This window comes from Actinoalloteichus hoggarensis (assembly GCF_002234535.1).
Lineage (GTDB): Bacteria > Actinomycetota > Actinomycetes > Mycobacteriales > Pseudonocardiaceae > Actinoalloteichus_A > Actinoalloteichus_A hoggarensis.
In genome coordinates this window covers 1,611,627-1,625,253 of record NZ_CP022521.1, presented here as the reverse complement: position 1 = coordinate 1,625,253, position 13,627 = coordinate 1,611,627, and the positions used below count along the sequence as shown (strand labels likewise).

Here is a 13,627-nt window from a genome sequence, read left to right as displayed (position 1 = left end):
TCGGGCGCAGCGAGAAAGGAACGTCGACGATGTCTCGACACCTCGACCGACGACGACTGCTGACGATGTCCCTCGCCGCGGCGGCTTCGGGCGTCCTCACCGGGATGACCGCCCGGTCCGCCGAGTCGGCCGAGCTCGGCCTCGAGCGGGAACTGCCGCCGGTTCCCGGTATGAGCGGCGACCGCCGGGCGAACGAGATGTGGTTCCAGTTCGACGACATCACGCTGTATCACCGGATTCCCGAAGTCGAGCAGGCGTTCCTCGACATGCACGCCGTGTTCGGCGACGGCTTCGTCACACTGGTCTACGACACGTGGCTCGAACTCAGCGCGTCGCCGGGTTACTCGGCCGAGTTCGCCGAGTTCGCCGCCCCGATCCGAGCCCCGTTGCGAGTCCTCTCCCGCGTCCAGCTCGGCGTCGTCGACGCCTTCTACCGGCCGCGATCCCCACGGTTGGTCGATGCCTTCTCCTTCTTCGGGCAGGGTCTGCTCTTCGATCCACGGCGTGCCGAACTCGGCCTCGAGGTGCACATGATGGAGGGCGATCCGACCCTGAGCTACCACCTGTGGCATGCGTTCCTGCGCGCGATGATGGTCTTGGACGTGGACCGTGCGCGGTGGGCCGAACTGGACCGGCTGATCGGCCTCGCCTGGGCGCTCCAGTCGATCGCCAAGCCGCGGGCGCGGGAGATCAATCCGCCGCTGCCTGATGAGACGGTGCGCAGGCTGCGCGGGATCTGGCTGCCTCGGACCAGCGTGCAGACCGACCTCGCGTTCCGGGAGTGGCCCTACCCGGCGGAACACGACTCCACCACGGTCTAGCGCGGCACGGGGCCGCCGTGTCCGGTCCCCGCGTGCGGCGCGGACACGGCTAACCCGTGGCCGGGCCCTGGATCGCTCGGCGGTAGGCGTCGCGCAGCGCCGGGCCCGGTGTGATGCCCAGCTCCCGGTCCAGGATCAGTCTGCCCTGGCCGTACACGCCGAGGGCGTCGGCCCGGCGGTTGCTGCGTTGCAGTGCGGTCATCAGCTGGGCACGCAGCCGTTCCCGCAGCGGCCGGCGGGCGACCAGCTCGACCAGTTCCGGCACCACCTGCGCGTGTTCGCCGAGCGCCAGCCGGGCCTCGATCCGATCCTCCACCGCGGCCAGTCGCATCTCCTCCAGCCGGGGCGTCTCGAGATCTCGCAGGGCCTCGGACACGTCGGTCAGTGCCGGGCCGTACCAGAGGGCGAGGGCGGCGTGCAGCAGTTCCACCGCCGAGGCGGGACGGCCCTCGGCCAGCGCACGGTGCCCGAGGCCGCTGAGCCTGGCGAAGTCCTCGGCGTCGGAGGGCCGATCGCCGATGTCGAGCCGATACCCGGCGCCGCAGCGGGTCAGCAGGGCGTCAGGGGCCAGTGCCCTGCGCAGCCGGGAGGCGTAGGTGTGCAGCTGGGCCCGGACCGTCGCAGGCGGACGTCCGCTCCAGAGCAGGTCGATCAAAGACTCGTCGCTCATGATCCGGCCGTCGGCCAGCAGCAGCGCGGCCAGCATGGTGCGCGGCTTCTCGCCGCCGAGGGCCACCGCCCTGCCGTCGGCCGTGGACACGGTCAACGGGCCGAGGACCTGGAATCGCGGTCCCGGTCGATCCTCACTCATCGGCGGTCGCCTGCGCGTGCGGGCGTGCCGACGACGCCGGGCGGCGGTCGCCGCGCGTCCGCCGCCTATCCGGACGACCGACGAGGCCGTGTCGCGGGCGGTCGCACGCACGGCGAGGAGATCCCGACCGTCGGGAGCGGACGCGGCCGATCAGCGGTGCCCACCCGGCCGCCGCCCGGTCTCTCGTCGGCCGCTCGCGACCGGCCCGCGTCCCCGTCCCGCACGAATCCGCGATCATGACGAGCCCTTCCTCATCGGACGATGTCCGGCCGACCACGCCGCGACACGCCGCACGACGATAGGTCGTCGAGGTTGTGCGTCCCTTGCCTCGCGCTTGGCATTCCGAGCACACGCCACGCCGGAAGTGCCGGCCAGGGCGTCGGGTGCCGCCACGGCAGGAGTGGCGTGGCCGCGTGCACCGACTCCCGGACGACACCGCGGATCGGGGGCGCCGCCGTCCGAGGCAAGCGCGGGACAAGAGGCGGGCAGGGGACGCGGCCTAACGTCCCGAGGACGACCCCGGTCGTGCCCGCGATCGCCTTGGGAAGGGACAGTCATGACACCGGCGCCCGTATCGGTCTCCGTGCTCGACCTGGCCCCCGTCGGATCGGACTCGACCCCCGCCCAGGCACTGCGCGACAGCGTCCGGCTGGCCCGCGAGGCGGAGGCACTCGGCTATCACCGGTACTGGTTCGCCGAACACCACGATGTCGCGAGCGTCGCCAGCTGCTCGCCCGCGGTGCTGATCGCGGCCGCGGCCGGGGTGACGACCACGCTGCGCGTCGGGTCCGGCGGGGTGATGCTGCCCAATCACCCACCGCTGGTGGTGGCGGAGCAGTTCGGGACCCTGGCGGCGCTGCATCCCGGTCGGATCGATCTGGGCATCGGCCGGGCGCCCGCCGCCGACCCGGCGGTCGCGAGTGCGCTACGACGGCCCGCGACGGAGGACTTCCCAGCACAGCTGGGTGAGCTGCTCCGCTACTTCGGTCACCGGGGCGACGACGAGTCGTCGGTGTCGGCCGTGCCCGCCCTCGGCAGCAGTCCTGCGCCGTGGCTGCTCGGCGTCAGTCCGCGCAGCGCCGCGCTGGCGGGCATGCTCGGACTGCCGTTCGCCTACGCCCACCACATCAATCCACGGGCCGCCCGCGCCTCACTCGACGTCTACCGCTCGACGTTCCGTCCGACGGACCGGCTGCCCGCGCCGCACACCGTGATCTCGGTGGGAGCGGTGTGCGCCGAGACGGACGAGGCGGCCCGCAGGCTTGCCGCGCCCGCGTCGCTGCTCTACGTCCGACTGCGCCAGGGCGACCGCGACCGACCGTTGCCCTCCCCGCAGGAGGCGGCCGACCATCCGTACACGGCCGAGGAGGCGGCCCTGGTCGCGGCGCAGAGCGCGGGCCGCTTCGTCGGCTCGCCTGCGACCGTCCGCGCGGGGATCGAGGAGCTGCTCGCCCTGTCGGACGCCGACGAGCTGATGATCACCACTCAGGTGTCGGGGGCCGCGGAACGGCTCCGGTCCTATGCCCTGCTGGCCGAGGCGTTCTCCCTCGGCCGCGCCGCCGTCGTCGCCTGAGGCCTGGCGAGCCGGTGCGGTCTCGATCCGCCGCACCGATCCGGCCGCCATTCGCGGCTCACCCGCTCGCGCGGGGATCACACGCCGATCACGGCCGACGCAGCCCGCCGGCTGGGCTCACCCCCGCTTGCGCGGGGATCACAACTCGGTGCCGGGTTCCATGCCACCGGGCTGCGGCTCACCCCCGCTTGCGCGGGGATCACCTTCGCTACCTGGAGTCTCAGAGACGCGTTATCGATTCGTGATGCGCCCGGGCGGGTCCGGTCGGACGCACGTCGATCACCGTAACGCAGCGTCCAGGCGACGACTGTCCGCGGAGCAGGCTCGATTCGCACCGGTCCGCGCCGGTCAGCTCCGTACCCCGCCGAGCAGCGGGCCCGGCCTCGGTCGGCCCCGGTGATCGCCAGCCCCGGCGCGGTCCCGGCCACGCCGCGACGTGCTCCCGGCCCGCACCCGACCTCGCCGGGCGGCACCCGGGCCGGCCGCACGCGAGCCGCACGCACGGCGGGTCACGACGGACGGCGGAAGCCCCGCACGGCGAACACGCCCGCGACGACGCCCACCACGAGGCTCGTGACGACGGCGGCGAGCACGCCGCCGGCCGCGGGCTGGTCGAGGACCAGGGCCCGTGCCGCGTCGATGCCGTAGGACATCGGGTTGACCTCGGCGACGCCGCGCAGCCAGCCCGGCAGGCCCTCGGTCGGGATGAAGGCGTTCGAGCAGAACATCAGGGGGAAGGTCAGCAGCGTGGTCACCGTCTGCATGACCTGGACGTCGCGCACCCGACAGGCGACCGCGATGAAGATCCAGCCGAGGCCGGTGCCCACGGCCAGGGCCAGGGCCCAGGCCGCGAGGGCGCCGGACATCCCGCCCGGCGGTCGGAAGCCGAGCAGGGCGGCGGCCAGGACGAGGATCAACAGCAGTTGCACGGCCGTGCGCACCAGGTCGGCCAGGCTTCGCCCCAGCAGGATGGACCCCGGCCAGACGGGCAGCGAGCGGAACCGGGCGACGATGCCGGAGGTCAGGTCGTCGGCGAGGCCGAACGCGCTGCTGATCGCGGCCTGCAGCGTCGCGTTGATCAAGATCGCGGGCACCAGGAAGGCGACGTAGTCGGTGTCGGGCGGGAAGCTCGGCGTCTGCGCCACGCTGCCGAAGATCTGGCTGAACACCACCAGCATCAGCAGCGGCGTGAGCAGGTTGGCCAGGAGCAGCCGAGGATCGCGCAGTATCGCCCGCAGCGACCGGCCTGCCAGGATCAGGATCTGATCGCGCACCGGCGCCCCGTGCAGGGTCGGGCGGGCGTGCCGCGGCCGAGCATCGCTGCCCGCGGGGCCCGACGGCCGCGGCGGGTGACCGACGCTCGGCGCGCCTGCCGTGTCTGGCGAGTCGACGGGCATCGCCGGACCACCTCCGATCGAGTCAGCCCGCATGCGCGGCACCGTTGTTCATGACGAAGAGGTAGACCTCGTCGAGTCCCGGCTCGGTGAGTCCGAGCTCCTGGGCCTCGATGCCCGCCGTGTCCAGGGCCCGCACCACCGCCGTGATCTCGCGGGCGGCCTCGACCGCGACGGTGAGTCCGGCGCCCGCGCCTTCGCCGCGCACCGGGTGCAGCCCGGCGGCGCGCAGCGCGTCGAGTGCCCTGGCCGTGTCCTCCTCGAGCAGCCGCACCGTGACGGCGCGGCGGCCGACCCTGGCCTTCAACTCGTCGGGTGTGCCCGTCGCGACGACGCGCCCGCCCGCCAGGACGGTGATCACGTCGGCGAGCCGGTCGGCCTCGTCGAGGTACTGGGTGGTGAGCAGCACCGTGCTGCCGTCGCGCGCCATCTCGGCGACGGTCTGCCAGAGGCTCAGCCTGCTCGTCGGGTCCATCCCGGTGGTCGGCTCGTCGAGCACGATGACCTCGGGACGACCGACGAGGCCGAGGGCGAGGTCGAGTCGGCGCCGCATCCCGCCCGAGTAGGCGCGGGCCTGCCTGGTCGCGACCGCCGTGAGGTCGAAGAGCTCCAGCAGTTCGTCGGCCCGGCGTCGAGCCGCTCGCCTGCCCGCACCCAGCAGGCGTCCGATCACGACGAGGTTGTCGAGGCCGGAGATCCTCTCGTCCAGGGCGGCGAACTGGCCGGTGAGGCCGATTCGGCTGCGGACCTGGGCGGCCTGGTCGACCACGTCGAGTCCGGCTATCCGGGCTCGGCCGGAGGTGGGGCGGACCAGCGTGCCGAGGATGTTGACCAGCGTCGTCTTGCCCGCCCCGTTGTGTCCCAGGAGACCGAGGACCGATCCGCGCCGCACCGCGAGGTTCACCCCGGTCAAGGCGGTCACCGTGCCGAAGCGCCTGCCGAGGTCGACGGTCTCGATCACCGTCTCGGACGCGGTCACGTGTCGACCTGCGGCGACAGCCGCCCGAGCAGCAGTCGTACCAGCGCGTCGTAATAGCGAATGAAGAACACGGCGAGCGCCACCCCGATCGCCCCGGCGACGAGGAGCAGACCGACATCGGGCACCGGGGCGCCGGGCGCCGTCGCCACGCCGGTGACCGCGGCGGCCATGAGCAACAGGTTCCGCAGGACCATCGCGCTGCTCATCACCGATCCGCGGCCGAAACAGCGGCACTCCGCAAGCACGCCGACCTGGACCGCCCGGAACACCACGGCGATGAACACGGCGAGCAGCCCGGCGGCCGCCGCGAAGCCGAGCCGGACGGTGCCGGGCAGCACCACCAGGATCGTCGTGATCGCCTCACCCGCCACGACCAGCGCCGCGATGCCCGTCGCCGCGGGCCGCCGAAACCTCGTCAGAGTCCGCACCGTGTCCGCGAACCGCCGGAACGCCGCAGCCCCGCGCACCTTGGTGACGAAGGCGACCCCGAAGATCACCGCGATCAGACACCGGTCCGCGATCAGCACATAGTCGGCCATGACACCCGTCCTCCCTCTCCCGTCGTCGTTCGACGAACGGGCCCGTGCCGACTCACCGCAGGCGGACGGCCAGCACCGTTCGGTAGGCCTTGATGTCGTTGCGCTCGCCGATCGGCTCGCCGTCCACCTCCACCCACGCATGGGCACGGAACGGCTCGACGCACACCCCCGTGCACCAGTCGGCCCACCGGCCGGTGAGCCTGGTCGACAGCACCACGGCGATGGACCGTTGCAGACAGCCCTGCCCCGCGCAGCGCACGCTGACCGACACCACGGCGGCGCGCGCCGCCACGGCCTGTTCGGCGGTGGCCGGGCGGGCGCCGCGCCGCAGCACCTCCAGCACCGCTCGGAGCCTGCGCGGCGAGAGCGAACAGAGCGGTGCCGCCGCCGCGACGGCGATCCGGGCGAGCAGCCTGCGGTGCCAGGGCACGGGCACCGACGGCTCGAGCATCACGGGCATGGTCATCGGACGACCACCTCCGCCGCGCACAGCGAGTCGATGATCCCGCTGACGTCGTCGGCCACGCGACCCGCCGCGTCGGGGTGCCGGTCGCGGAGTTCGGCGACCACCGCGTCGACCGCGACGCCCGCCAGGACACGCCGCAGCACGAGCGCCCCGGTCTCGTTGAGCTGGAAGTATCGACCGCCTCGCTCGTCCAGCAGCACCATGCCGTCGCCGACGTCGGTGATGGAGACGTCGGGGCTGAGGGCGAAGGTCATCGGGCTCCTCCGGTCAGGGTCGTGGTCCGCGCGGCGGACAGCGATCGCAGCCACGTCTCGCAGGCGAGCGTCGCGACGACGAGACTGAGACCCGCCGACGAGGTGTGCATGCCGAGCAGGGTCGCGCGGAACTTGTCGACGTCGAGCAGTCCGCGCCGGGCGAGGACCATGTCGTCGCACAGTTCGACGAGATCGCGCCTGCACGCGCGCAGCCCGGCGTAGACGTCGGCGCTGTACTCGGATTTCGTGCCCCGGCCGAGCAGTTCGGCGGGCACGACGTCGCGCATCGCGGCCGCGAGCACGGGCTTGTATCGGTACGGGGTGGCGGAGTCGGCGAGGCGGACGGCGAGTGAGGCCTCGACGACGTGATCGTCGAGGAACGGCGCCTGCCAGCTCACTCCGGATCGGGAGGTCAGGCGATCGACCCGTCGCACGGACTCGCCGCACTTTCTGACGTCCTGCATCGTCGCGTGCTGGGGTCGCAGCGGGCACATCGGCTCGGGGTCCTCCGCCGCGGCCCTCCGCAGCAGCGTGCGCACGGCCTCCACGCCCGTCGGGCTGATCCACCGCGGGGCGAGGAACGGGCCTGCCCAGCCGAAGTCCGGAGCGCGCCGCAGCTCGCGGACCGTCGCGGTGAGCCGGTCGGCGGAGGACGACAGCCACCGACCGAAGCTCGGGTCGCGGGCGAGGCCGGTCATCATCGACCACACGGTCCAGCGGTACATCGACCGATAGCCACGGAGGTAGCCGATCGAGGTCAGCGGCTCGCTGCGCACCAGCGCGTGCAGGTGCGGCGGGCTGGGGAAGAACAGCTCGTCACCGCCGTGGCCGGTCAGGTGCATGGTCGAGCCGAGGGCGGCGAGCCTGCGAGCCTGGTGTGCGAGCCTGCTCCTGGTGCGAATCCAGGCGAACGGGGCCTCGACGTCGGCGTCGGGGGTGGTGAGCCCGGCGAAGTTCATCGGAGTCTCGGCCCGCGTGAGCACGACGTGCTCGGCGCGGGGCAGGAAGGCGGCGGCCTGCGCCGCCCACGTCTGGTCCTCGTCGTCCGGGTTCGCCGCCTCCCAACGGGTCGTCACCAGTCGGACGAACTGTCCGGCGGCGAGGAAGGAGACGCTGGTCGAGTCCATCCCGCCGGAGAGGTCGGCGCTGAGCGACCGCCGCGGCCCCGTGCGTGCGGCCACGGCGTCGTGCAGGGCGGCGCCGACGCGCTCGGCGCTCTCGGGGAGCGCGACGTCCGGTGGCGGCGGGTTCCACCAGCGCACGACGCGACCGACGCCCTGACCGTCCACGTCGAGGCGGCACCCGACTCCCAACGCCTCCACGCCGCGCCAGAGGCAGTGATCGCTCAACGGCCATGGCGCGAAGGGCGACACGAGTTGGAGGGCGAGCAGTTCGTCCACGATGTCCGCTCCGGTCGCCGAGGCCAGGCTCTGCGGCCGGTCGGCGGCCACGACGACCCCGCCGATCCTGGTGTGGAAGATCTGGCGGACCGAGGAGAGCGTGCCCTGGGCCAGGACGCGCCCGTCGATCGAGGCGATCAGATGGAAGCTGCCCGCCGCCGCACGTCGGAGCCGATCGAGGTCGACGCCGTCGGCTCGGTCCAGCCGCGCGGTGAGGTCCCGCGTCGTCATCGAGCAGACGCCGAGGAACGCGACGCCTCGGGTCCCGACCGAGGCATGGCAGACCTCGTGGTCCGACCACGTACCGACGATCCAGGGACGGCCGCCGGGATGCGGGATCACTCGGACGTCCGGTCCGACGGCGACCGTCTCGGCGACGGCGGCCCCTGCGGGGCAGTCGGGGAAGATCAGGAAGTCCATGTCGTTCGCCCCGTTCCGATCCGTGGACCACCTTCCCTGGTGGCCACCGTGCTGTGTCCGCACCACCGGCCCGCGGCCCGGCGGGCTCGATGAAGACCCTCTGGCGGGGGTGCTCGGCTCGCCACCGACGAGATGCGGCGGCCCCTCCCTCAGCTCGCTCTCGGGCGGCGAAAGTCGCCTGCGCCGTGCGAGGTAGTTCGATCGTGAGACCCGCACCGACCGTCGGAGAGGGCCCGCCGACTCCGCGCCGCCCCGACCCGGGGGACGGAGCGGCTCGGGGACCGCGTCGGGCCGGGACCGTGTCGACGCGCCGGGGCCCGTCGACACGACCGCGCTCAACCGTGGTCCGCGTCGTCCCGACGTGATCAGCAGACCATCACGCACGACCAGTCGGCTTCGAAGCCCCAGGACGGACGTCCCAACGTCACCTTGTCGAAGACGCCGACCTCCTCCAACGCAGGCGGCTCGTACGAACCGAGTGCCTCCACCCTCGACTCATCGTTCATGAGCTTCTCCTTCAGGCAGGATCGGTAACCCGTAGACCCCGAAGAGATCCGGTGCCGCACCATGTCGCTTCAGGGCCGTCGACAATCTAAGCGCGCCGACTTGCGAAGTCCTTGTCCGCGCCTTGCCGGGGCCGATGTCCGTCCCGGTCGACGGCGGCCAGCCAATAGCGACCGTCGACCACGAATCGGTCGTCCTGCACCAGGGAATCGTTACGCAGAATCGCCGTCTCCAACCAGCGGAGCCGCGCGGGAGGATCGAGACCGAACTCCCGATCCATTGATTCCCGAGCCCGACGAAAGGCCTCCAGCGCGTCCGCGGTACGCCCGCAGCGATGCAGCAGGATCATGAGCTGCGCGGCGTATCTCGGCCTGCTCGGATATCGGGACGCCAGCGCGGTCAGCTCGGCGATCAGTCCTGTCCAGGCACCGAGCGCGATCCTGAGGTCGATCTGGTCGGTGAGCACGTCGAGCCTGCGCTCCTCCAACGGCAGGCAGAGTTCCAGCCGAGCCCGGTCGTTGGTGATGTCCGACAACGGCGGTCCGCACCAGAGGTCGAGTGCCTGGCCGTACAACGCGAGCGCCGTCGCCGCCCCCGCGGAGCGGGCACGACACACCAGGGCTTCGAAGCGATGGACGTCGACGTCCTCGCTCGGCACCGTGATCTGGTATCCGGCGCCCACGGTTCGCAGGGCCACCTCACAGGAGGCGGCGCTTCCCCGCCCCAGCCCCAGCCCCAACGCCGACCGCAGCCGCGACACGTGCGCCTGGAGCGAACCGGTGGCCGATCGCGGCAGCGGATCGCCCCACAGCAGTTCGAACAGCCGCTCGCGGTGCACCGACTCGTTGGCGTTGAGGAGAAGCACGGCGAGCAGCAGTCGACGCTGCTGCGGACCGATTCTGATCTCCTGACCGCCCCGCCAGAACCGCGTCTCGCCTAACAGTTGAAAATACATGATCCCCCGATCACGAATTCTCAGTCCACATCGGATTCCGGATACTTGACGCGGCCCGCGCACTCACCGTCGACAGCCGCGGTCACACACCGGGAGGCGACGGCGCTTCACCCCGATCACCCGGTCATATTCGGTGAAGATTCACCAATTGAAGCGTTCCGGCTGCGTTAACGGCAGTTCACCTTCTCGACTCGCGGATCAGACCACGGATACTAAAGATCAAGATCGGCAATGCGAAGACAGGGTATCACCACATCACCTGCCGAACGGGTGAATGATTCACCACAGTAGGCGGAAGCATGATGCACGGAATGACCGTTCACGCCGCCGATCGGAAGGCCGTGTGCACCGGGGACACACCACGATCCCGGCGATTCCGGCGTGTTCGACGCGGGAACGGGGTCGCCCGCCCACCCGGAGGCGGACGGGCGACCGGGGGTGCCGGTCAGAGCGAGAGACCGGCCAGCAGCGCCGCCACCTCCCGCGCCCGATAGACGAACCCGACGTGCGAGGCGTCCATCGTGTGCACGTCGTAGGGATTGTCCGGGGTGAGGGCGTCGGCCTCCGCGATCAGGCGGTCCTGCATCGCGATCGGCAGCGATCGGTCACCGGTCAGCCGCAGGTAGCTGCGGGGAACGGTGCCCCAGGTCGCGGCGTCGACGGTGGCGTCCGCCGTCATCACCGCCAGCGACTCGTCGGGCTGGAGGATGTTGAGGAAGGCGAGGAAGCGCGCCTCGTCCTCCTCCGCCAGCACGGCCGCCTTGAGCGCCGCCAGCAGCTCGGGGTCCGCGCTGCGGTAGTTCGCGCGGCCGACTCCGAGCACGCCGGGGTCGCCGACGTTGAGCGCGGCCAGCGGCGCCAACAGGTTGTCGGCGAACTCCGGTTCCGCCATGTACTCGATCGGATTCGCCCGCCGCACACAGCTCCAGGCGGAGATGTAGACGAGCCTGCGGACCAACTCGGGGGCGCGGTCGGCGACTCCGCTGATCGTCAGCCCGCCGAGGCTGGCGCCGACGAGCACCACCGGGCCGTGCCGTTCGACCGTCCTGACGACCTCGAGGACCTCCGCCACGTTGTCGGCGAGGGTCACCCCGGCCAGTGTCGACGGCTCGACCGCCCAGGCGTCGAGATCCTGTGGTGCCTGGTAGGCGGGCGAGTACTGCGCGTCGAAGCCGTGGCCCGGCAGGTCGACCGCGTGGCTGCGGTGGCCGAGCAGCGCCAGTTCGCGCTGGATCGGAGCCCACATGAAGGAGTTGGACCCCGAGCCGTGCACCAGCACGAAGGTCGGGGCGCCGTGGATCGGCGGGACGGGGCCGGACGGCGTCGCGGCGGGTTCGGTAGCGGGCTCGGTGTGGGGAGTCATAGGTCGGTCCTGTCTTCCTCGGGGTGCGTCGAGCGCACCCCGGGTCACCGACACGTCCGTGTCGGTAAGGGGTGTGCGGGATGCTGCGCTACGGATGCGGCGCCGGGCGGGAGCTCGGGCCCGCCCGTGCTCGGCGGTCGTCCGACGTCCACGGGCACCATGAGTCGGACGGCTCACACGGCCCGCGGGCACGATGCGCATCAGCGGGTGTGGACGAGCCGTCAGCGCACGACGACACCACTCAGGACGAGCGGGGCGGTCGTGTCAGGTGTCGTGTCGACGACCGGCGGGAGACCGGCTCGGGGTCCGGCCGCGCCCGAGGGCGCGGCGACTCGCCGGAGACGATCTCTCAGGCGGCGCGGAGCCGACAGAATACGTGTGCGGGGACCATGTCGGGCAGTCTACCCAGACCGGTGGAAGCGTCGTGTGCACCGCTGTCGGTCCACTCGTCATCGCACAGGCCGGAGCCGGCTCTTTCCGATCGCCGTCGCAGGCCCGTCCTGTCGAGGCACGCGGATCGTGTCGCGGCGCCGGGCAACGCGCGGCGGACATCGCCTGCCGACGCCGACGTGCGGAGGATCGACCGGCGGCGGCGCGGCGGCCGAGACTGAGCGGAGAAGGACGGTCCGCGCGGAGGCTCGGGCGGTCGCCGCGCCGCCGAACGCCGCGGTCCGAAGTGGTCGGATCGCCGAGGGTTCGTCCCCGCCGCTGCCGCGATCCGCGCCTTGCACGGTGCGGCACTCCGCCTGGCGCGCCGGGACGGGCCCGCACGGCACCGACCGGCATGGTCGGCGAACACTTCAGGCCCGATCGCCGGACCCTCCGAGGCGGTCGACGGTTCCCGTACGCGGGCCCCCGCCGATCCGCGGGCCCCTGGAACGTCGGCGCGGCACGGTTCACTCGGCGGACAGCGCGTCGTTCCACTCGGGGTCGGCGTCCAACACGGACCGCCAACGGCGCAGCCCTCGAAAGTCCCCGACGCCCAGCACGCCCGCGAGTCGACCGCCCCGGCGGTAGAGCGCGATGAACCGGCGGTCGGCGGGAGAGCCGGAGACGATGCGCACCTCGTCGTGGCCGTGCAGGAACCCGTGGGACTGGATCTTCACGTCGTACTGGTCGGACCAGAAGTAGGGCACCGGGCTGAAGGGCAGCGGGTCGGACTCGACCAGCGCGCCCGCGACGTGGCGGGCCTGCTCGGCGGCGTTGGTGCGATGTTCGACGCGCATCTCGACGCCGTAGCGCGGGTTGAACCAGCGGGCCACGTCGCCCGCCGCGAACACGCCCGGAGCCGCGGCGCAGGTCGCGTCGCAGTGCACACCGTCCGCACAGTGCAGACCACTGGCCGTCAGCCAGTCGACCGACGGCCGCGAGCCGATCGCCACGGCGACGACGTCGGCGGGCAGCACCTCGCCGTCGGCGGTGTGGACGCCGGTCACCGCGCCGTTCTCGACGCGGAGGGCACGCACCGCGGCGGTCGGCCCGGTGCGCAGGTCGACGCCCTGGTCGCGGTGCAGCCGCGCGACGAAGCCGCCGATCTCGGTGCCGACGACGGCGGCCAGCGGCGTCGGCGCGGGCTCCAGCAGGCACACCTGTGCGCCGTGTCCGCGGGCCGCTGCCGCGATCTCGGTACCGAGGAATCCCGCTCCGACGACGACCAGCCGGGTGTCGGGCCGCAGCGCGGTCCGCAGCGCCACCGCGTCGTCGAGAGTGCGCAGCGTGTGCACGCCCCGGACGCCCTCCGTCGCGGGCAGCCGCCGCGGCGTCACGCCCGTGGCGATGACCAGCCGGTCGTAGTCCGCCTCGCCGCCGTCGGACAGGGCGACCCGTCGGGCGGCCGGGTCGAGCCCGGTCGCGGCGACGCCGAGGCGGAGATCGACGTCGAGTTCGTCGAGATCCGTCTGCTGTCGCAGCCGAAGGCGTTCCGGTTCCCAGGAACCCGCCAGGATCTGCTTGGACAGCGGCGGGCGGTCATAGGGCAGGTGTACCTCGTCGCCGATCAGCGTCACCGCGCCGTCGTACCCGTGCCTGCGCACCGCGTCGACGACGGTCAGCCCCGCCACGGACGAACCGACGACCACGATCCGGCGTGGGGCGGCCCCGTTCTCAGTCATGCCTCGACGGTAGCCGCGAGCCACGGCGCACGTGATC

General features: G+C 72.3%; 13 protein-coding genes. 2 read left to right on the top strand and 11 right to left on the bottom strand.

Features of this window, described 5'->3' with window-relative positions; translation table 11 throughout:
* The first annotated feature begins 29 nt into the window (after positions 1-29).
* Positions 30-821 carry a hypothetical protein gene (locus AHOG_RS07285; protein ID WP_093940664.1) on the top strand — a complete coding sequence of 264 codons (792 nt, stop codon included), beginning with the start codon at positions 30-32 and terminating at the stop codon, positions 819-821.
* 49 nt (positions 822-870) lie between these two features.
* Here the strand turns inward: AHOG_RS07285 and AHOG_RS07280 are convergent, their stop codons facing one another.
* Positions 871-1,632 carry an AfsR/SARP family transcriptional regulator gene (locus tag AHOG_RS07280; RefSeq protein WP_093940663.1) on the bottom strand — a complete coding sequence of 254 codons (762 nt, stop codon included), beginning with the start codon at positions 1,630-1,632 and terminating at the stop codon, positions 871-873.
* Positions 1,633-2,188: 556 nt separating this feature from the next.
* Here AHOG_RS07280 and AHOG_RS07275 point away from each other — a divergent pair.
* Positions 2,189-3,205, top strand: coding sequence for an LLM class flavin-dependent oxidoreductase (locus AHOG_RS07275; protein ID WP_093940662.1), 1,017 nt, complete (start codon positions 2,189-2,191; stop codon positions 3,203-3,205).
* A 509-nt stretch (positions 3,206-3,714) separates the two neighbouring features.
* Here the strand turns inward: AHOG_RS07275 and AHOG_RS07270 are convergent.
* The 10 genes from AHOG_RS07270 to AHOG_RS07225 form a co-directional block, all read right to left on the bottom strand.
* Positions 3,715-4,479, bottom strand: coding sequence for an ABC transporter permease (locus AHOG_RS07270; protein WP_245856612.1), 765 nt, complete (start codon positions 4,477-4,479; stop codon positions 3,715-3,717).
* A 145-nt stretch (positions 4,480-4,624) separates the two neighbouring features.
* A complete protein-coding gene (locus tag AHOG_RS07265) occupies positions 4,625-5,578 on the bottom strand; it encodes an ABC transporter ATP-binding protein (RefSeq protein ID WP_211290550.1) in 954 nt (317 codons plus the stop codon).
* A complete protein-coding gene (locus tag AHOG_RS07260) occupies positions 5,575-6,117 on the bottom strand; it encodes a MauE/DoxX family redox-associated membrane protein (RefSeq protein WP_093940661.1) in 543 nt (180 codons plus the stop codon). The genes AHOG_RS07265 and AHOG_RS07260 overlap by 4 nt, the downstream gene beginning before the upstream one ends.
* A gap of 52 nt (positions 6,118-6,169) precedes the next feature.
* A complete protein-coding gene (locus tag AHOG_RS07255; RefSeq protein ID WP_093940660.1) occupies positions 6,170-6,583 on the bottom strand; it encodes a lasso peptide biosynthesis B2 protein in 414 nt (137 codons plus the stop codon).
* Positions 6,580-6,837, bottom strand: coding sequence for a lasso peptide biosynthesis PqqD family chaperone (locus AHOG_RS07250; RefSeq protein ID WP_093940659.1), 258 nt, complete (start codon positions 6,835-6,837; stop codon positions 6,580-6,582). Before AHOG_RS07250 ends, AHOG_RS07255 begins: the two co-directional genes overlap by 4 nt.
* Positions 6,834-8,657 carry an asparagine synthase-related protein gene (locus AHOG_RS07245; RefSeq protein ID WP_093940658.1) on the bottom strand — a complete coding sequence of 608 codons (1,824 nt, stop codon included), beginning with the start codon at positions 8,655-8,657 and terminating at the stop codon, positions 6,834-6,836. The genes AHOG_RS07250 and AHOG_RS07245 overlap by 4 nt, the downstream gene beginning before the upstream one ends.
* A 365-nt stretch (positions 8,658-9,022) precedes the next feature.
* Complete coding sequence (locus AHOG_RS07240) at positions 9,023-9,163, bottom strand: lasso RiPP family leader peptide-containing protein (RefSeq protein ID WP_157736697.1); 141 nt, start codon at positions 9,161-9,163, stop codon at positions 9,023-9,025.
* Between the two features lie 86 nt (positions 9,164-9,249).
* Positions 9,250-10,116 carry an AfsR/SARP family transcriptional regulator gene (locus AHOG_RS07235; protein ID WP_093940656.1) on the bottom strand — a complete coding sequence of 289 codons (867 nt, stop codon included), beginning with the start codon at positions 10,114-10,116 and terminating at the stop codon, positions 9,250-9,252.
* A 445-nt stretch (positions 10,117-10,561) separates the two neighbouring features.
* Positions 10,562-11,479 (bottom strand): alpha/beta fold hydrolase, encoded by a 918-nt coding sequence (locus tag AHOG_RS07230; RefSeq protein WP_093940655.1) that lies wholly within the window; start codon positions 11,477-11,479, stop codon positions 10,562-10,564.
* An 896-nt stretch (positions 11,480-12,375) separates the two neighbouring features.
* On the bottom strand, positions 12,376-13,590 hold the full coding sequence (locus AHOG_RS07225; RefSeq protein WP_169725825.1) for an NAD(P)/FAD-dependent oxidoreductase: 1,215 nt from the start codon (positions 13,588-13,590) through the stop codon (positions 12,376-12,378).
* Positions 13,591-13,627: the final 37 nt, after the last annotated feature.

What these genes read in the sequence shown, in the direction of transcription:
- AHOG_RS07260 (WP_093940661.1), bottom strand. Translation starts at nt 6,117, where the DNA reads ATGGCCGACTATGTGCTGATCGCGGACCGGTGTCTGATCGCGGTGATC.
- AHOG_RS07225 (WP_169725825.1), bottom strand. Translation starts at nt 13,590, where the DNA reads ATGACTGAGAACGGGGCCGCCCCACGCCGGATCGTGGTCGTCGGTTCG.
- AHOG_RS07240 (WP_157736697.1), bottom strand. Translation starts at nt 9,163, where the DNA reads ATGAACGATGAGTCGAGGGTGGAGGCACTCGGTTCGTACGAGCCGCCT.
- AHOG_RS07285 (WP_093940664.1), top strand. Translation starts at nt 30, where the DNA reads ATGTCTCGACACCTCGACCGACGACGACTGCTGACGATGTCCCTCGCC.
- AHOG_RS07255 (WP_093940660.1), bottom strand. Translation starts at nt 6,583, where the DNA reads ATGACCATGCCCGTGATGCTCGAGCCGTCGGTGCCCGTGCCCTGGCAC.
- AHOG_RS07235 (WP_093940656.1), bottom strand. Translation starts at nt 10,116, where the DNA reads ATGTATTTTCAACTGTTAGGCGAGACGCGGTTCTGGCGGGGCGGTCAG.
- AHOG_RS07230 (WP_093940655.1), bottom strand. Translation starts at nt 11,479, where the DNA reads ATGACTCCCCACACCGAGCCCGCTACCGAACCCGCCGCGACGCCGTCC.
- AHOG_RS07245 (WP_093940658.1), bottom strand. Translation starts at nt 8,657, where the DNA reads ATGGACTTCCTGATCTTCCCCGACTGCCCCGCAGGGGCCGCCGTCGCC.
- AHOG_RS07275 (WP_093940662.1), top strand. Translation starts at nt 2,189, where the DNA reads ATGACACCGGCGCCCGTATCGGTCTCCGTGCTCGACCTGGCCCCCGTC.
- AHOG_RS07250 (WP_093940659.1), bottom strand. Translation starts at nt 6,837, where the DNA reads ATGACCTTCGCCCTCAGCCCCGACGTCTCCATCACCGACGTCGGCGAC.
- AHOG_RS07280 (WP_093940663.1), bottom strand. Translation starts at nt 1,632, where the DNA reads ATGAGTGAGGATCGACCGGGACCGCGATTCCAGGTCCTCGGCCCGTTG.